Here is a 17,630-nt window from a genome sequence, read left to right as displayed (position 1 = left end):
GTATGGGGACTGGTTCATCTGAACAACGTGCTGGCGCCTTGGGTGTGCTCAACCTTACAACGACATCGGCCCTTCCTGCCGGGCTGCTGCTGACCAGTCAAGGTGGGATGCACAGACGCGTACAGAAGGGGTGCGGCCATGATCAACCAATGGGTGAAGTCCTCGCCGTTGGCGTAGTCCATCAGGAGCAGGTGCCAGAGGAAGGCGTACAGCACCCAGGCGTCGTTGCGTGCGGCGAGCAGCTGGTCGCTGCGTCCGTCGAAATACAGGCGCGTTGTGTTCCGCTCGGGCTCGACTGCCTGGCATGCGGCGGCCATGGGGCGACAATGAGCGACGCGAGCTCGATCACCCACGATGCCCATCCCACCCGCACCGCAAGTCCAGCCACGCAATCCCCTGCACGGGCTGACGCTGCAGACCATCCTCACGGCCTTGGTAGACCGCTACGGCTGGGCCGATCTGGCGCAGCGCATTCCGATACGCTGCTTCAGCAGCGACCCGAGCATCGCATCGAGCCTGAAGTTCCTGCGCAAGACGCCGTGGGCTCGAGAGAAGGTCGAGAGCCTGTACCTGTTCATGCTGCGCGATGCCCGCCGAGCCGGCACACCGCGCCCGCCTCGATGAGCACGGCGGTCCCCTTGAAGTACCTGGCGGGCTACCCGCCTGAACTGCTGGCGCAGGTTCGTGAGCTCATCTCAAAGGGGCGGCTGGCCGAAAGCCTCGATCGCCGCTATCCGGAGTCCCACGACGTGTGCAGCGACGGCGCGCTGTACGACTACGTCGCGGAACTGAAGAGCCGCTACATGCGTAACGCCGGGCCGCTCGCGAAGGTCGTTTACGACAGCCGGCTGCATCTCGTGCAGCAGGCCCTGGGTACGCACACGACCGTCTCGCGAGTGCAGGGCGGCAATCTCAAGGCCAAGCGCGAGATCCGCATTGCCAGCCTGTTCCGGCAGGCGCCCGCCGCATTCCTCAGGATGATCGTCGTGCACGAGCTGGCGCACTTGAAGGAGCGAGAACACGGCAAGCCCTTCTATGCGCTGTGTACCCACATGGAGCCGGACTATCACAAGCTCGAATTCGACGTCCGGCTGTGGCTGACCCTGCTCGAGTTCGACCCGTCCGGCGGGGACCCACCGGCCAGCTGAGCCGGCGTCGGGGCCGTGTTTCGCCATTCGGCCATTTCCAGCCATTTGCCAGCGCCAGGTTTGCTCCGGCCACAGCCTTTTGAACCGAGGTCTCGTGCAGATGGCGCGGGGCACCCGTGGAATTCGTCTGGCCAAAAGGCTCGACTCTCCCCCGGAAGGGGGCAGTGATGGCGTGGCCGCGCTCGTATGATCGCCAGCCGTGGGTTGCGTGATGGAGAAGACACTTTCCGAGCCGTTTGGTGTGAACTATGCCGAGCTACGGGCGCGAGCGCGCGACCGCCTTCGCGACAATCACGCATCCTCCATCGAGCGGAGATGTTCCAGCGGGCTTCGCCCGCTTCCACATGCCGCTCATGTCAAGCGTTAGGCCTCACAACCCGCATGCGCGTGTTCAAGCTTGTTCAAGCGAGCCCCTTGCTTCAAGAGCGCCTTCGGTTTCGCTACAAGGCTGTCCTAAATGGGGCTTTTGTCGTCTGCCTCTGGGCCACGCTTCCGTTGTGGTGGTTTAGTGTGGCTTGGGCCGCGCGCTCACTTGGGTTGGGAGACCAAACCCCTGTCCAGGGTCATCCGTCAGAAGTTCTCTTCTTTGTGTCAGCGTTCGCCATGTTGCTCCTTGCTCTGCTAGTTGCGGGGGGCGCGAGCAGTGCCCTTGTGGCCCTCTGCCTGCGGTACTTTGCAAAGTGGGGGTGGCGCGAGATACGCGAGCTTCTGGTTGAGAGCCAAGCTCCGCAACATTGGTTGAAGCCAGAGAAGCATTCAAGGCGCTTGCCGAGCTAGGCATGAAGCAGACGCCTACCCCTTTCATCGAGCGGAGCGACAACGGCGGGGCGCAGTGGCGCACTTCGGTCACACCGAGCCTGCCGTTGCGGTCCGCTCATGTCGAACGTTAGGCCCCACAGGCATGCGCCACGTGCACTTGTTCACCATGGCAATGACGCTCTTTGTCACGTCTGCCTTTCCACTTCTTGCTCGTGCCGACTCCATAGAGTTCGGTGCCGCAACACGTTGCGATCAGCGAGTTGGTATCTTTGAATTGGCGGCGCTCGTACAGTTCAACGAGCAAATCACGGTCGTTTCCTCAAGCCTCCAAGGCACGCGACAACTGCCCCATGGCACACACCGACTTCAATGCGAAGTGAAAGACAAGCTCGTGAACGCTGCGGTTGATGTGTATCCCCCATCGAATGGTCACTGCATGGGAGCTGGCTACGTTGTGGTGAGGAGCTTCACCATTGACGGAAAGAACATCGCGACGTTCCCGTCAGACTCGCCATTCAACTTCAAGTGTTTGGGCGAAGAGAGAATGGCCATCGCAGTCGTTGTGCGGTCTTTGGCCGGTGGCGCGATCGAGATCGAGAGGTGTACCGCGGACGACTGGACCTGGGAGTCTGGCTATAAGGCGGTCAGCTGCGTGCGTGAGAAGATCTCTTGAGGCCTTACCCCTCCAGCGAGCGGACGCCCTCCGGCATGCTTCGCACGCCTACGGTTGCCGTTCATGTCGAACGTTAGTCGTCTTATCAAACGAAACGTGTACATCCCCATACTCAAACGCACAGGTTCAGTGCTCCTTGCCGTTGGACTGCTCGATATTGCGGTGATGGCGTATTGCATCGCCAACCGCATTTCATACTCTTCCAGCTTCAACGTCTTTGCAGTCGTTGCTGGCATCTTTTTGCTGCGTGGCAGTCTGCGTGCAGCGTCGATCGTCCGCTGGTTCGCTGCCTTCTTGCTCGCTGGCTTCTTGGCACTCTTGGTTGCATGGCCCTTCATGCAGCCGATTGACCTCACACTCACTCATATGCGACTAAGCCCGCTATCCACCGCCGCTTCTGTCGGTGTGATGGCATTGGTCTTCGCTCTTCTCTTTTGGCTGTATCGCGAACTCGGTCGAACGCCAGTCCTTGCTGCCTGTGCCGCCGCCGGTCGCAAGGCCCGCGACATGCGTATACCCGCGGCCGCGGGAGTCGGTGTGGTCGCAGCGCTTGGTGTCTTTCTGGCGCTGTTGCTTGGCGGCGAATCAGCCTCCAAGGCCCAGGCAATGGCCGAGCAGCAACTGGGCTCGGCCTATCAGTATCACGTCTCATCTCTGAACATTGCAAAGAACAGTCAAGGCACATTCGTCGCTGGCGTCGTGACCGCATGGAATGCGAAGGAAATCCGTCATGTCTCGGTCAGGTGGGAGGAGCACTGAACGGCCAACCCTTCCATCGAGCGGACGTCTTCCAGCGGGCTTCGCCCGCTTCAAGCCGCCGCGCATGTCAAACGTTAGGCGTCTCGGTTCACGCCGCAAAGGAGACCACTATGTCGATCGATACCTTGGCAACTTGGCACAGGCTTGTTGAGTCCCAGAACGCGAAGGGCCTGGACGGCTTGCTCGCAGACGATGTTGTGTTTCACTCACCTGTCGTGCACGCGCCCCAGCTTGGAACGGCAATCACTGCGAAGTACTTGGCTGCGGCGTTCCACGTGTTCTACAACCCCACATTCAAGTACGTTCGTGAGGTCATTGGCCCAAGAGATGCCGTGCTGGAGTTCTCGGTAGAGATCGACGGACTCAGCGTCAATGGGGTCGACATGCTGAAGTGGAACGACAACGGGAAGCTTATTGACTTCAAGGTTCTTGTTCGCCCGTTGAAGGCAATCAACCTCATTCACCAGAAGATGGGCGCAATGCTTCAGGCTCAGCAGTAAGCATGCAGACGCCGAACAAGATGATTGCCCAAGGCACCATTAGTGAGCGCGATTACGTCGCATCGCAGTTCTTGCACCTGCGGCCTCGCCCAGCCCTTGCTGTCGTTGGTCTGGTCTTGGTGGCTCTATTTGCCGTGGGTCTGGTCGTGGCTAGGTCCGTCGCGATGTGGGGCGTCGCTGCGTATCTTGTCGGTCTGTTCGCTGTCTACATTCCGTGGAACGCGAAGAGGACATACCGGCAGTACAAGGCCATTCAGGAGCCGGTGATCATTGAAACGAGCGAAGAGGGACTGCGCTTCAGAAGGCCAAACGCACAAGAGGTGCTGCCGTGGTCTCACGTTCGGAAGTGGCGCCATAGCAAGCACCTCGTAGTCCTGTACCCAACGGCCAACATCTTTCACTTGGTCCCGAGCCACTTCTTCGCCACTCAACAGTTGTTTGGTGAGTTTGTCGCAGCACTCAAGGAGCGGATTGGCGATGCCACCTAACCCTCCATCGAGCGGACGCCCTCCTGCCTGCTTCGCAGTCCGCGGTTGCCGCTCGTGTCAAACGTCGCGCTGCAGAGAAAGCACCTTCATGTTTCGTCCAAGGATTTCCAATCTTTAGTCAAGAAGGCATCTCTCGTCACTCTGCTGCTGGTGGGGATGTACAACGCCTCAGTACTAACGCTCCGTGGCTTTGGGCGGCGCGATAGCCGAGCCCGACGAACTCACGGCGGCGGCGGACATCATTGAACTGCTGCAAGACAAGGTCGGCCGACTGCTGCTGAACGGCTACCCGACCGGCGTCGAGGTCTGCGATGCGATGGTGCAAGGCGGACCGTATCCCGCCCCATCGGACGCGCGCGGAACTTCGGTTGGCACCCTGGCGATCGACCGCTTCCTGCGGCCGGTGTGTTTCCAGAACTTCCCGGATGCTCTGCTGCCCGATGCGCTGAAGAACAGCAACCCCCTAGGCCCTGGCAGCGGGCGTGGCCTTGGCGGCCGAAGCCGGTTCGGTCTCGTGGCGCGCCATGTTGCGGATCACGTCCATGAAAGCCAGCACGGCCGTGCCGGGGGGCTCGCCTTGCAGCGTGATGAGGCCAAAGTCGGGCATGCGGTCGGGGAGCTCGGCCGCGATGCGCGTCAAAAGCCCGCGCCGCACGTACTTGTCCACCAGTCCGGCGGGCTGCAGCGACAGCATGTTCGTGCTCTGCATCAGCTCCAGGGCGAATAGAAACGACGGCGTCTCGACGATCCCCGAGGTGAGCGACAGGCCCGTGCTGCTGAAGACGTCATCCGACACCTTGCGCAGCGCCGTGGACGGCGGGTAAAGAATCCACGGCCAGTGCGACAGCTCCAGCAGCCCAGGCGCATCGACTCCGCGCAGCGGATGGTGCACGCCTGCGGTGATCTGCAACCCTTCACCGGCCAGCTTTTCGTACTGGAACTGATCACGCTGAGATTCATCGGTGAAACGACCGATCATCACATCGATCTTGCGTTCGGCCAGCCACACGATCAGCTGGTCGCTGCTCTGTTCCAGCACCTTCACCACCAGCAGCGGCCGCAGTCGCTGGAGCTCGGCCACCGCTGCGATCAGCAGGTGCGCCGCCGAACCCGAGATGGCGCCGATCGACAAATGGCCGTGGCCCCCCTGCTTCAGCGTGCTGAACTCGTCCACGAACTTGCGGTGGCCGTCCAGTGCCGAGTGGGCATAACGCAAGGTGAAGAGCCCCAGCTCATTCGGGCGCATGCCGCGAGGCAGGCGATCGAACAGGGTCGACTCCAGCATCTCTTCGATGTCCATCAGCACCTTGGTGGCCGCTGGCTGGGTGATGTGCATCTGCTCGGCCGTCAGGCGCAGATTGCGCGTCTTTCCGAGGATGTCGAGGAACTGCAAGTGCCTGAAACGCAGTCGAGAGACTTGCGCCAGCGTCAAGGGTTTCCCAGAAGGCTTGTCCGAGCTCATCAGCATTTGGAATGGATGCTAGCGAAAAAGTGAGTGGACCCGGCATGGGGGGCTCACCTAGCCTTCAGCTTCACAAGATCGGCTCCACAGAGGGCCGGCACGTCGAGGCAGGGTGTCCCCGCCTCGCACTTCATCATTCCGGAGACATCATGAAAATCAGATCACTTGGCGTGGCCGCAGCCCTGCTGGCTGCACTGGCCGGCCCCGCGTCGGCGCAGATCAAGGAGCACGTGTTCAAGATCGGAACCGGCCTCAGCGAAGACCATCCCCAGGCGAAGGCGCTGAAGTTCTTCGCCGACCAACTGGCCGCCAGGAGCGGTGGCAAGCTGGCGGCGCGGGTCTACACAAGCGGTTCGCTCGGCAACGACATCAGCATGACCTCCGCGCTGCGGGGCGGCACGCTGGAGATGACCATCCCCGACAGCTCCACGCTGGTGTCGCTGGTCAAGCCCTTCGGCGTGCTGAACCTGCCGTTGACTTTCAACAACGAGCAGGAAGCAGATGCGGTGCTGGACGGCCCCTTCGGCCAGAAGCTGCTGGCCACTCTGCCGGAAAAAGGCCTGATCGGCCTGGGCTTCTGGGAGAACGGCTTCCGCCACGTCACCAACTCGCGCCGCCCGGTGCAGCGCGCCGACGACCTGAGCGGCCTGAAGCTGCGCGTCATCCAGAGCCCGCTGTTCCTGGACACCTTCAATGCGCTGGGCGCCAATGCCACGCCCATGCCCTTCACCGAGCTGTACACGGCGATGGAGCAGGCGGCGGTCGACGGGCAGGAGAACCCGGCGGCCACCATCCTCGCCAGCAAGTTCTACGAAGTGCAGAAGCACATGGTGCTGTCGCGGCACATGTACAGCGCCTGGGTGCTGCTGATGTCCAAGAAGACCTGGGACGGCCTCTCCGCGGAGGAACGCAAGATCGTGCAGGACGCTGCGCGCGAAGCCACGCTGCATGAGCGCAAGACCATCCGCGCGTTCTCCGACACGGCCTTGGCCGACCTGAAGAAGGCCGGCATGCAGATCACCGAGCTGCCGGCGGCCGAACAGGCCAAGATGCGCAGCAAGCTGCAGCCGGTGCTGGCCAAGTTCAGCAAGGAGTTCGGCGAGGACACCACGGCCGAATTGAACGGCGAATTGGCGAAGGTGCGCAGCGGTACGACAGCCGCGAAGTAGTTCCCTCGCTTCTCCCGGAGGCGGCGCCGCCGCCTTCCGTTCACGTTCCTCGTCGTTCGACCACGCCCATGGCCATGGACCACCGAGGCGGTCGGCGCTTTCGCTCGCGCGAATGGTTCGCCGATCCGCAACGTTCCGACATGACGGCGCTCTATCTGGAGCGCTTCATGAACTACGGATTGATGCCCGAAGAGCTGCGCTCAGGCCGACCCATCATCGGCATTGCACAGACGGGCAGCGACTTGTCGCCGTGCAACCGCATCCACCTGGATCTGGCGCGCCGCGTGCGAGACGGCATCCGTGACGCCGGCGGGATCCCGATGGAATTCCCGGTGCACCCGATCTTCGAGAATTGCCGCCGCCCCACTGCGGCGCTGGATCGCAACCTGGCCTACCTTGGGCTCGTCGAGATCCTGTATGGCTACCCCATCGACGCCGTGGTGCTGACCACCGGCTGCGACAAGACCACGCCGGCCGGCATCATGGCCGCGTCCACCGTCGACATCCCGGCCATCGTGCTGTCCGGCGGGCCCATGCTCGACGGCTGGCACGACGGCGAGCGGGTGGGCTCGGGCACGGTGATCTGGCGCAGCCGCCGGCAGTTGGCGGCCGGCGAGATCGACGAAGAAGAATTCATGCAGCGTGCCTGCAGCAGCGCGCCATCGGCCGGGCACTGCAACACCATGGGCACGGCATCGACCATGAACGCCGTGGCCGAGGCGCTGGGGCTGTCGCTGCCCGGCTGCGCGGCCATTCCTGCGCCATACCGCGAACGCGGCCAGATGGCCTACGAAACCGGCCGACGTATCGTCGGCATGGCCTTCGAGGACCTGCGTCCGTCGCGCATTCTCAGCCGCGAGAGCTTTCTCAACGCGCTGGCGCTCGTCAGCGTCGCGGGTGGCTCCACCAATGCGCAGGTGCACATCATGGCGATGGCCCGCCATGCCGGCGTGGACTTGCGGCCAAAGGACTGGACCGAGCACGCCTACGACCTGCCGCTGCTGCTGAACATGCAGCCCGCCGGCAAATTCCTGGGTGAACACTTCTACCGAGCCGGCGGCGTGCCGGCGCTGATGTGGGAGCTGCAGCGGGCCGGCGTCCTGCATGGCGACTGCGCCAGCGTCACCGGCAAGACCGTGGCGCAGAACATCCATGGCCGCGAGACCCGCGATCGTGAAGTCATCCTGCCGTTCGACGTGCCGCTGATGCGCAAGGCCGGCTTCCTCGTGCTGACCGGCAACCTGTTCGACTTCGGCATCATGAAGACCTCGGTGATCTCGCAGCGCTTTCGCGAGCGCTACCTGGGCCGGCCGGGGCGCGAGGGCGTGTTCGAGGCGCGTGCCGTGGTGTTCGACGGCGCCGACGACTACCACGCACGCATCAACGACCCGGCGCTCGAGATCGACGAGGGCTGCATCCTCGTGATGCGGGGCGCCGGCCCCATCGGCTGGCCGGGCTCCGCCGAGGTGGTGAACATGCAGCCTCCTGATGCGCTGATCCGGCGCGGCATCCATGCGCTCCCCACGCTGGGTGACGGTCGTCAGTCGGGCACGGCGGACAGCCCGTCCATCCTGAACGTGTCGCCTGAAAGTGCCGTCGGCGGCGGGCTGTGCTGGCTGCAGACCGGCGATGTGATTCGCATCGATCTGCATGCCGGCCGCTGCGACGCGCTGGTGCCGGACGAAGAGATCGAGCGCCGAAAGCGCGAGCTGCCCGCCCCGACGGTGCCTCCCAGCCAGTCCCCATGGGAAGAGATGTACCGCAGCCACACCGGCCAGCTGGTGGACGGCGCCACGCTGGACACGGCCCTGAAGTACCGGCGCATCGCCGAACGCACCCCGCGCCACAACCACTGACAACACCCGAGGAAACCTGAATGACTTCGACAAAGACCGCCATGCCGGTGCGCACCGACGGCCTTCATCCGGTGCTGCCGCAAGACGGCCTGGCCGGCACGCTGGTGGGTCGCGTCTGGCGTGCCGGCACGCCGGCCGGCCCTGCCGTGGTGGCACTGCGCCCGGAAGGCGTCTTCGACCTGAGCCGGCACTTCCCCACCATGAGCACGCTGCTCGACACCGACCAGCCGGCGCAGGCGGTGCGGTCGGTCTCAGGAGAGTTGCTGTGCAGCGTCGACGCGCTGCTCGACAACAGCAAGCCCGCAGACCGGGACGACGCAGTGCCGTGGCTGCTGGCGCCATGCGACCTCCAGGTGGTCAAGGCCGCCGGCGTGACCTTCGCCTCGAGCATGATCGAGCGCGTCATCGACGAGCAGTCCGGCGGCGACCTCAGCCTCGCGCAAGGGCTGCGCAGCCAGGTCAGCGCGCTGATCGGCGAGAGGCTGTCCGACATCCGCCCCGGTTCGGCCCAGGCGCAGGCGCTGAAGCTGCTGCTGCAGGAGAAGAAGCTGTGGTCGCAATACCTGGAGGTCGGCATCGGGCCCGATGCGGAGGTCTTCACCAAGTCGCCGGTGCTGGCGTCGGTGGGGCATGGGCAGGACATCGGCATCCGCGCCGATTCGGCCTGGAACAACCCCGAGCCCGAGGTGGTGCTGGCCGTCAACAGCCGCGGCGCCATCGTCGGCGCCACGCTGGGCAACGACGTGAACCTGCGCGACATCGAAGGCCGCAGCGCGCTGCTGCTGGGCAAGGCCAAGGACAACAACGCGTCCTGCGCCATCGGCCCCTTCATCCGCTTGTTCGACGGTCACTTCGGCCTGGACTCGCTGCGCCGCGAGACCGTGCACCTGCAGGTGACCGGCGACGACGGATACACGCTGCGTGGCATCAACACCATGACGAGCATCAGCCGCGATCCGCTCGACCTGGTGGCGCAGACGGTGGCCTGCCACCAATACCCCGACGGCTTCATGTTGTTCCTGGGCACGCTGTTCGCGCCCACTGAAGACCGTGACGAGCCCGGCGGCGGTTTCACCCACAAGCTGGGCGACGTGGTCACCATCCACAGCCACTGGCTGGGCAGCCTGCAGAACCGGGTGACGCACTGCGAGGCCGCGCCACCCTGGCGCTTCGGCCTGCGCGCCTTCATCGAAAACCTGGCCGACCGCGGCCTGCTGCAAGGAGCGCGGCTGTGACGGCCACGCACCTCACCGGGACGGCGCCATGATCGACGCCGCCCTCGAGCGCTTCTGCCGCGCCATCGACATATTGATCGCCGCGCTGCTTGCCGTGATGGTCGTGCTCGTGTTCGGCAATGTCGTGCTGCGCTATGCCTTCAACTCCGGCATCACCGTCAGCGAAGAAGTCTCGCGCTGGTTCTTCGTCTGGCTTTGTTTCCTGGGTGCCGTGGCGGCCATCAAGGATGGCGGGCACCTGGGCACCGACATGCTGGTGTCGCGGCTGCCGCTCGCGGGCAAGAAGGCTTGCATGCTGGCAGGCCACCTGCTCATGCTGTACGTGACCTGGCTGTTCCTCGACGGCAGCTGGCAGCAGGCCCGCATCAACCTGGACGTGGCAGCGCCGGTGACAGGCGCACCGGTGGCCCTCTTCTACGCGTCGGGCGTGGTCTTCTCGGTCTGCGCCGGCATCCTGCTGCTGTTGCAGCTCGCGCGCCTGCTGACCGGCCGCCTCGGGGAGCGCGATCTCGTCAGGGTCCAGGAATCGGAAGAGCAGGCGGAGCTCGAGATCGTGCAGGCCGGGTTGGTGCGCAGCGACGCGCAGCGGGGCGACGGACCCGGGGGCACACGTCCATGACGGTCTTCATCTTCCTCGGCAGCCTCGTCGGCGCCATGGCGCTGGGCATTCCCATCGCCTATGCGCTGCTGGCCAGCGGCGTGGCGCTGATGTGGCACCTGGATCTGTTCGATGCGCAGATCCTGGCGCAGAACTTCATCAACGGTGCCGACAGCTTTCCGTTGCTGGCAGTGCCCTTCTTCATGCTGGCAGGCGAGATCATGAACGTCGGCGGCCTGTCGCAGCGCATCGTCAACTTCGCGCTGGCGCTCGTCGGCCACGTCAAGGGCGGGCTGGGCTATGTCGTGATCCTCGCGGCCTGCCTGCTGTCGGCGCTGTCGGGCTCGGCCGTGGCCGACGCAGCGGCGCTGACGGCGCTGCTGCTGCCAATGATGATCAAGGCCGGGCACAGGAAGGAGGTGTCGGGCGGTCTGATCGCGGCATCCGGTGTCATCGGTCCCATCATTCCGCCCAGCATCGGCTTCGTCATCTTCGGCGTCGCCGCCAACGTGTCGATCAGCAAGCTGTTCATTGCCGGCATCTTCCCCGGCCTCATGATCGGCCTCGGGCTTGCGCTGACGTGGTGGTGGGTGGGCCGCAAGGAGACGCTCGCACTGCCGCAGCGCAAGACCCGGGCCGAAGTCTGGGCCGCGGCACGCGAAGCGGTGTGGGCGCTGATGCTGCCCGTCTTCATCCTGGTGGGCCTGCGCATGGGGGTGTTCACGCCCACCGAGGCGGCGGTCGTCGCAGCCGTCTATGCGCTGTTCGTCACCACCGTGGTCTACCGAGAGCTGAGGCTGCAGGCGCTGGTGCGCATCTTCGTCACGGCGGCCCGTACCACGGCGGTGGTGATGTTCCTGGTGGCGTCGGCCATGGTGTCTGCCTGGCTGGTCACGGTGGCCAACCTGCCGGCGCAGGTGGTGGACCTGCTGCGTCCGCTGCTGGACAACCAGACGCTGCTCCTGATCGCGATCATGTTGCTGGTGATGCTGGTGGGCACGGCCATGGACATGACCCCCACCATCCTGATCATGACGCCGGTGCTGATGCCGTTGATCAAGGCGGCGGGCATCGACCCCGTCTACTTCGGCGTGCTGTTCATCATCAACAACTCCATCGGCCTGATCACGCCGCCGGTGGGCACCATCCTCAACGTGGTGGCCGGCGTCGGCCGCATGAAGATGGACGCTGTCACGCTCGGGGTGCTGCCGTTCATGGCTGCCCAGTTCGCGGTGATGTTCATCATGATCGTCTTCCCGCAGACGGTGCTGGCGCCGCTGCGCTGGTTCTATTGAAGCCCCATCGAAAGGATTGGGATCATGTTCAGCAGACCTGACATCAAGAGCATTTTGATTGCTCTGCCAGCCGGACTTGTGATCGCGAACGGCAGCTTGGCAGCTGATCGGCCTGCGAACCCGGCCGATTGGCCGGCACTGAAGGACGTCTACAAGGACTACTTCCTGATCGGCAGCACCAATCTCAACGCATCCAACTTCGGCGCCAACGTCGTGCCGGGTGAAGACTCGGTCGCCGCGATGACCTTGAAGCACTTCAGCACGGTGACGCCCAGCAACGCGATGAAGCCCGAGTTCTGGAATGGGGGCATCAGCAATCCGAGCCCGAATTTCCTCACCAATCTCACTACAGGCATCAACGCTGACATCAGCGCGGCCAATGCGCGCGGCGTCAAGGTCATCGGGCACGCATTGCTCTGGCACAACCAGTCGGCCCAGTGGCCCGCCCCCAACGTCCTGACCTCGGCCGGGGGATGGGAAACCCCCTGGGACCATGCAACGGCGAAGGCGGGTCTGGAGTACTACGTGCGGACCGTGGCCGGCCATTTCGATCAGCAACCCTTCAAGGTCTACGCCTGGGACGTCGTCAACGAAGCGTTCAAGGACAGTCCCGACAACCCTGCCGACTGGAGAAACGCCCTGCGAACCGGATACAGCCCGGAGGAGCGGCCGTCCAGATGGGCCCAGGCCTACTCCAAAGGTGGAAAGAGCTGGGACTACATGTATGACGCCTTCTACTACGCGCGCCAGAACACGACGGCGGTACTGAACTACAACGACTTCAACGACAACGAGCGGGCCTCCAAGGCCACCGCGATCGCTTCGATGGTCAAGGAGTTCAATGAGCGGTACGCGGCTGAATCGGCCGCAGGCAAAGGCAGGGTACTTCTGGATGCCAAGGGGAATCCCAGGCCGCTGATCGACGTCATCGGCACGCAGGGGCACTGGGACATGAGGCTCAACCTGGACGCCTTCGAGAGGACCATCAGGACCTATCTCGAAACCGGCGCGAATGTCGATCTGACCGAACTGGATCTCGCGCCCACCCTGGGTCTGGACAAAGCTCAGCGGATTCAGAATGGTCCGGAAATGGACGCCCTGTTCATGGAGCAGGGCGTCCAGTACGCGAAGCTTTTCAGCCTGCTGAAGGAGTACGCCGCCGGCCCTGGCGGTCGTCACCCCGAGTACAAAGGGGGCGTGCACCGGGTCACCTGGTGGGGCATGACCGACCCGGGCTACCACACCAACGGCTATCCGTGGTCGGCAGTCGGCAAGCCGAAGGAGGCGTACTGGGCCACAGCCAACCCTGAGCAGTACCTCATCGATGCAGGCCTGCCGCCGAACGGCGTCACCGCGACCTTCAGGTACGGAGGAGAGACCTTCAAAGCCAGGACCTGGGGCGGCAGGAGCGCTCAGGCGATGCTCGACATCAACGTGCCGGCAGGAACGAAGAACGTCGTTTTCACCGCTGCCAACGTCTCCCTGCCCGCCGGGTTTGCCGTCGAGAGCATGAAGTTCAACCCGTCCGACTGCGCCGTGATCCCCGGCAGGCCCTGCCATGTCACGGTGACCGCGAGGGGGCCCGCGCCGGCAGAAGCCTATCGGAGCGTGGGTGTCGAGAACACCGCGACGTTCGTACTGTCCTTCGGCAAGATGGCCGTCGGGTGGATGGACGTCGGCAACGCGCTGCAAGCGCCCCTTTCCTATGCGGACGTTCGCTTCAGCGACGGCGTGACCCCGTTCAAGCAGTACAAGACCGCCTATGGGGGCGACGGCATGGCGAGAGCGACCGGCGTCACGGAAACGAAGCCGGTGCCGAAACATGGTCGCAGCACGCTCATCCTGTCGCCACGGGACCCGATCGCCAGCCCGTTCGGACTGCGGTTGCACAAGCATGCGGCGACGGAGAAGGCCTGGCGGCTCGTCAAGAGACTTGAACCCGGCAGGACGTACATGGTCGTGTCTGCCGAGTCGGCTTTCAACGGGCACAGGCAGGCCGCTGCCCTGACCAACCGAAGCAAGCCCGCGACGACGGCCTCGCCGGAGTCGCTGTCGCGCACGCCGGTCATCCTGCGTGGCGGCATTCTTCTGCCATTGCGCAATTCGAATGCGCCCGAGAGCGAACCCGCCCTGGCTCCGGACAACCACAAGTTCGTCTTCGAGGAGGCGAAGAGCCCTGCCGCAGGACCGTACGCGGCTCATGAAGGGCACACGATGCAGAGCTTCATCCATGGCACCAACGTCTACCCGCATGTCGTGTTCAGAGGCAACGGAGCGAACGGCACCGTGGTCGCGGGTCAGCATTCGCTGATCACGCGACAGACGAACGGCCAGGAGGGTTCGCAGATCGCTGACAGAGCGCTGGATCAGGCGGTGTGGTTCCACACGCCAATCGACCAGAAGACCGGCGAGATGAAGCTGTTCCTGTACACCGACAAGGGCGGCGTCAGACAACATTTCGTCCTGAAGGAAGTGGTCGATGGCGAGACGCCGAACAGGGACGCCGGAAACGCCATCAGTCAGCGGCAGGCGTCCGTCGGCGGGTTCGTCGCGATGCAGGCGGGAAGTCCGAAGGAGGGTACGAGTGTCAGGCTCTACGTCTACGACATCGAGCCGTACGTGACGGGCGATATGAACGTGGACGTCCGCCCTTGAAGGGTTCCCGTAGAAGCCGCGCCGCTAAAGCAGCGCCCTCAGCGTCTTTGCCGTCTCATGCAGCGAAGGCACGAGGCGGGCGGTGATCTCCTCCTGCGAGTGAGACGCCATCTGCAGGGTCATGCCGATGGCGCCGACCGCAACACCGTGGCGGTCGCGCAGCGCGACGGCCACGCCGGTGAGGCCGACGTCCAGCTGCTGGTTCGCGATCCAGTAGTCGAGGCCGCGTGCGGCCTGCACCACCTTCTCGAATTCCGCCCTGTTCGTCAGCGTGTGTGCGGTGTAGGTGCCGAACTCGTGCTTGTCGATCCAGCGCTGCAATGCCGCATCGTCGAAGGCGGCCAGCAGCACGGGGCCGGGAGCCACCACATGGGCAGGCGCCCGGGCTCCGGCATGGAAGCCGATGGAGACCAGGCGCGGGCTGTTGCTGCGCGCCACATAGACCACGTCATGCCCGTCCAGCACGCTCGCGTTGACGGTTTCACCGGTGGCCATCGACAGCTGCTGGATGAAGGGCTGCACCAGCCGCGGCAGGCGCGCCGCCGCGAGGTAGCTCTGACCCAGGCGCAGCACGCGCGGGGTGAGCCAGAACAGCCTGCCATCGGTTTGCGCATAGCCGAAGTGGCACAGGCTCAGCAGGTGCCGGCGTGCAGCGGTGCGCGGGATGCCGGTGCGCACCGACACCTCGGCCGGCGTCATGCGCGGGTGGTCGTCGTCGAAGCTTTCGATCACCGTCAACCCACGCCCCAGGCCGGCAATCAGGTCCTTGGGGTCGATGGGGAAGGAAGCACTCGCTGAATTCATCAGGGAAAACCAGAGGAACGACCGATGATCGGACGAAGTGGTGCGATTGTCGGGCGGGCTGTCTTGTGTCCGATCAGGGGCTTCACTACCGTTGCGGCATGTCAGCTCCCACCCCACCTGGCGAACGCATCACCGGCACCACGCGCGTGTTCCTGGTGCTGGGCGACCCGGTGTCGCAGGTGCAGGCGCCTCAGCTGTTCAACCCGCTGTTTCGCCGTCATGGGGTGGACGCGGTGCTGGTGCCAGCGCAGGTGGCGCCCGGGCGCTTCGCCGCATTTGCACGCGAAGTGTTCAGTGCCGACAACTTCGGCGGCCTGTGGATCACGATCCCGCACAAGCCGGCCAGCGCGGCGCTGGTGGACCGCTGCAGCCGCGCCGCGGCGATCGCCCATTCGGTCAATGCGGTGCGGCGAGGCGCCGACCACCTGCTGCACGGTGCGCTGTTCGACGGCGATGGCTTCGTGAAGGCGCTGCGTCACTTCGGCTTCGAACCGGCCGGGCGCAGCGCACTCGTGTTCGGCGCGGGCGGCGCCGGCGCCGCCATTGCCACGGCGCTGGTGGACGCCGGCCTCGCGCGGCTGGGGCTGCACGACCTGGGCGACCGTGCGCAGCAACTGGTCGAGCGGCTGCGCCCACACGCCGGCAGCGTGCGCATCGAGTCCGTGGGCGCGCAGCCGGAGTCCTTCGACCTCGTGGTCAATGCGACGCCGCTGGGCCTGCGGCCCGACGATCCGCCGCCGTTCGAGGTCGAACGGGTGCGGCGCGACGCCCTGGTGGTCGACATCCTCATGAAGGGCGCGCCCACGGCGCTGCTGCGCGCCTGCCGTGCTCGCGGCATCGAGGCCCATCCGGGGTTCGAGATGCTGGTGCAGCAGGTGCCCGACTACCTCGAGTTCTTCGGCCTGCATGAGGCCGCCCGGGCCGTGCAGGCCGACCTTTCCGCCGTGCGCAAGCTGCTGCAGTGACGCACTCTTTCCCTACACAACGAGGAGACACACCATGAGATCCACCTTGCGCGCACTGCTGGCTGCCGCCTGCGCCTCGAGCGCGTTGCTCGCAGCAGGCGTTGCCGGCGCCGCCGACATCCAGACGCGGACCATCAAGTTCCCGTCGGCCAGCAACAAGGGCCATCCGCAGGTCATGGGGGTCGAGAAGTTCGCCGAGCTGGTGAAGCAGAAGAGCGGCGGCAAGATCACCGTGAAGCCCTTCCCGGGCGGCGTGCTCGGGCCCGACCTTCAGGTGGTGTCCGCGCTCCAGGGTGGCACCGTGGAGATGAACGTGATGAATGCGAGCCTGCTGGCCGGCAACATCAAGGAGATGACGATCTTCGATCTGCCGTTCCTGTTCGCCAGCACGAAGGAGGCCGATGCCGTTGCCGACGGGCCGATCGGCCGGCGGCTGCTCGACAAGCTGCGTGACCGCGGCCTCGTCGGCCTAGCCTACTGGGACCTCGGCTTCCGCGAGATGCACACCGCCAGGAAGCCGATCGCCAAGGCCGACGACTTCAAGGGCGTGAAGATGCGCGTGATCCCGACGCCCATCTATGTGGACTTCGTCAACGCGCTGGGCGCCACGGCCGTGCCGATGCCTTTCACCGAGACCTACACCGCGCTGGAGCAGGGCGCCATCGACGGCATGACGAACCCGCTGCTCAACATCCTCGACGGCAAGTACAACGAGGTGTCCAAGCACCTCACGCTGACGAACCACATGTACACGCCGCAGGCTGTGATCGTGAGCAAGAAGTTCTGGGACAAGCTGTCGGCCGACGAGCAGAAGATCCTGCAGGACGCCGCCGCCGAAACGGCCGTCTATCAGCGCAAGCTCGCGCGCGAGGAAGCCGACAAGGTGCTGGCCGAGCTGAAGAAGCGCGGCATGGTGGTGCACGAGCTGCCGCCCGAGGAGCTGGCCAGGCTGCGCGAGCGCGCGAGGCCGGTGATCGAGAAGTACACGAAGGAGATCGGCGAGCCGCTGGTGAAGGAAGTGGTCGCCCAGGTGGAAAAGGTCCGCGCCGGCGGCAAGTGACGAGCGAACACGGAGACCGCCGTCATGATCGGCCGCTTCATTGACCGCTACTGCCGCGCCCTGGACTTCCTGTCTGCCGTCTGCCTGGCGCTGATGGTGGTGCTGGTGTTCGGCAACGTGGTGCTGCGCTACGCCTTCAGCTCGGGCATCACGGTGAGCGAGGAGCTGTCGCGCTGGCTGTTCGTGTGGATGACCTTCCTGGGC

The 17,630-nt window shown here is 64.7% G+C and carries 18 protein-coding genes and 1 pseudogene; 16 read left to right on the top strand and 3 right to left on the bottom strand.

All coding sequences use genetic code 11. The features are described 5' to 3' along the window. Positions 1–14: 14 nt before the first annotated feature. Positions 15–317, bottom strand: a complete 303-nt coding sequence (locus E8D38_RS26305) for a hypothetical protein (protein WP_140637251.1) — start codon at positions 315–317, stop codon at positions 15–17. 37 nt (positions 318–354) lie between these two features. On the opposite strand from E8D38_RS26305, the gene E8D38_RS26300 reads away from it, so the two are divergent. The 7 genes and pseudogenes from E8D38_RS26300 to E8D38_RS29200 form a co-directional block, all read left to right on the top strand. Next, on the top strand, positions 355–624 hold the full coding sequence (locus E8D38_RS26300) for a VF530 family protein (protein WP_140637250.1): 270 nt from the start codon (positions 355–357) through the stop codon (positions 622–624). Then, positions 621–1,148 (top strand): M48 metallopeptidase family protein, encoded by a 528-nt coding sequence (locus E8D38_RS26295; RefSeq protein WP_140637249.1) that lies wholly within the window; start codon positions 621–623, stop codon positions 1,146–1,148. Before E8D38_RS26300 ends, E8D38_RS26295 begins: the two co-directional genes overlap by 4 nt. A gap of 901 nt (positions 1,149–2,049) precedes the next feature. Beyond that, complete coding sequence (locus tag E8D38_RS26290; RefSeq protein WP_181179475.1) at positions 2,050–2,580, top strand: hypothetical protein; 531 nt, start codon at positions 2,050–2,052, stop codon at positions 2,578–2,580. A 63-nt stretch (positions 2,581–2,643) separates the two neighbouring features. Then, positions 2,644–3,339: a hypothetical protein gene (locus E8D38_RS26285; protein WP_140637247.1), complete on the top strand. Its 696-nt coding sequence runs from the start codon at positions 2,644–2,646 to the stop codon at positions 3,337–3,339. Between the two features lie 110 nt (positions 3,340–3,449). Beyond that, the gene (locus E8D38_RS26280) at positions 3,450–3,839 is read left to right on the top strand and encodes a nuclear transport factor 2 family protein (protein WP_140637246.1); all 390 of its coding nucleotides are present in this window, start codon (positions 3,450–3,452) and stop codon (positions 3,837–3,839) included. Positions 3,840–3,841: 2 nt separating this feature from the next. Continuing rightward, the gene (locus tag E8D38_RS26275) at positions 3,842–4,327 is read left to right on the top strand and encodes a YcxB family protein (protein WP_140637245.1); all 486 of its coding nucleotides are present in this window, start codon (positions 3,842–3,844) and stop codon (positions 4,325–4,327) included. Positions 4,328–4,583: 256 nt separating this feature from the next. Continuing rightward, positions 4,584–4,796: pseudogene (locus E8D38_RS29200) on the top strand (aldehyde dehydrogenase (NADP(+))); the annotation flags it as partial. Here E8D38_RS29200 and E8D38_RS26265 read toward each other — a convergent pair. After that, positions 4,791–5,795 (bottom strand): LysR family transcriptional regulator, encoded by a 1,005-nt coding sequence (locus E8D38_RS26265; RefSeq protein ID WP_140637244.1) that lies wholly within the window; start codon positions 5,793–5,795, stop codon positions 4,791–4,793. The pseudogene E8D38_RS29200 and the gene E8D38_RS26265 overlap by 6 nt on opposite strands. A 143-nt stretch (positions 5,796–5,938) precedes the next feature. On the opposite strand from E8D38_RS26265, the gene E8D38_RS26260 reads away from it, so the two are divergent. From E8D38_RS26260 to E8D38_RS26235, 6 genes are all read left to right on the top strand, one after another. Next, entirely contained in the window at positions 5,939–6,958 is a 1,020-nt protein-coding gene (locus tag E8D38_RS26260; RefSeq protein WP_140637243.1) for a TRAP transporter substrate-binding protein, read from the top strand. 74 nt (positions 6,959–7,032) lie between these two features. Next, on the top strand, positions 7,033–8,814 hold the full coding sequence (locus E8D38_RS26255; protein WP_140637242.1) for an IlvD/Edd family dehydratase: 1,782 nt from the start codon (positions 7,033–7,035) through the stop codon (positions 8,812–8,814). Positions 8,815–8,834: 20 nt separating this feature from the next. Further along, the gene (locus E8D38_RS26250; RefSeq protein ID WP_246099704.1) at positions 8,835–10,049 is read left to right on the top strand and encodes a fumarylacetoacetate hydrolase family protein; all 1,215 of its coding nucleotides are present in this window, start codon (positions 8,835–8,837) and stop codon (positions 10,047–10,049) included. Positions 10,050–10,077: 28 nt separating this feature from the next. Continuing rightward, positions 10,078–10,668, top strand: a complete 591-nt coding sequence (locus E8D38_RS26245; RefSeq protein WP_140637241.1) for a TRAP transporter small permease — start codon at positions 10,078–10,080, stop codon at positions 10,666–10,668. Continuing rightward, positions 10,665–11,942, top strand: a complete 1,278-nt coding sequence (locus tag E8D38_RS26240; RefSeq protein ID WP_140637240.1) for a TRAP transporter large permease subunit — start codon at positions 10,665–10,667, stop codon at positions 11,940–11,942. Before E8D38_RS26245 ends, E8D38_RS26240 begins: the two co-directional genes overlap by 4 nt. A gap of 24 nt (positions 11,943–11,966) precedes the next feature. Beyond that, positions 11,967–14,597: an endo-1,4-beta-xylanase gene (locus tag E8D38_RS26235; RefSeq protein WP_140637239.1), complete on the top strand. Its 2,631-nt coding sequence runs from the start codon at positions 11,967–11,969 to the stop codon at positions 14,595–14,597. A gap of 24 nt (positions 14,598–14,621) precedes the next feature. Here the strand turns inward: E8D38_RS26235 and E8D38_RS26230 are convergent, their stop codons facing one another. Next, positions 14,622–15,401: an IclR family transcriptional regulator domain-containing protein gene (locus E8D38_RS26230; protein WP_140637238.1), complete on the bottom strand. Its 780-nt coding sequence runs from the start codon at positions 15,399–15,401 to the stop codon at positions 14,622–14,624. A gap of 98 nt (positions 15,402–15,499) precedes the next feature. Between E8D38_RS26230 and E8D38_RS26225 the strand changes: the two genes are divergently transcribed. The 3 genes from E8D38_RS26225 to E8D38_RS26215 all read left to right on the top strand — a co-directional run. Next, positions 15,500–16,366 carry a shikimate dehydrogenase family protein gene (locus E8D38_RS26225; protein ID WP_181179473.1) on the top strand — a complete coding sequence of 289 codons (867 nt, stop codon included), beginning with the start codon at positions 15,500–15,502 and terminating at the stop codon, positions 16,364–16,366. 34 nt (positions 16,367–16,400) lie between these two features. Then, positions 16,401–17,426 (top strand): TRAP transporter substrate-binding protein, encoded by a 1,026-nt coding sequence (locus tag E8D38_RS26220; RefSeq protein WP_140637237.1) that lies wholly within the window; start codon positions 16,401–16,403, stop codon positions 17,424–17,426. Between the two features lie 24 nt (positions 17,427–17,450). Further along, on the top strand, positions 17,451–17,630 hold a 180-nt coding region (locus E8D38_RS26215), incomplete at its 3' end, for a TRAP transporter small permease (protein WP_140637236.1).

The organism is Methylibium rhizosphaerae, assembly GCF_006386545.1.
Classification (GTDB): Bacteria; Pseudomonadota; Gammaproteobacteria; order Burkholderiales; family Burkholderiaceae_C; genus Pseudorivibacter; species Pseudorivibacter rhizosphaerae.
The sequence above is the reverse complement of the archived record's forward strand: the minus strand, read 5'-3'. Positions and strand labels throughout refer to the sequence as shown.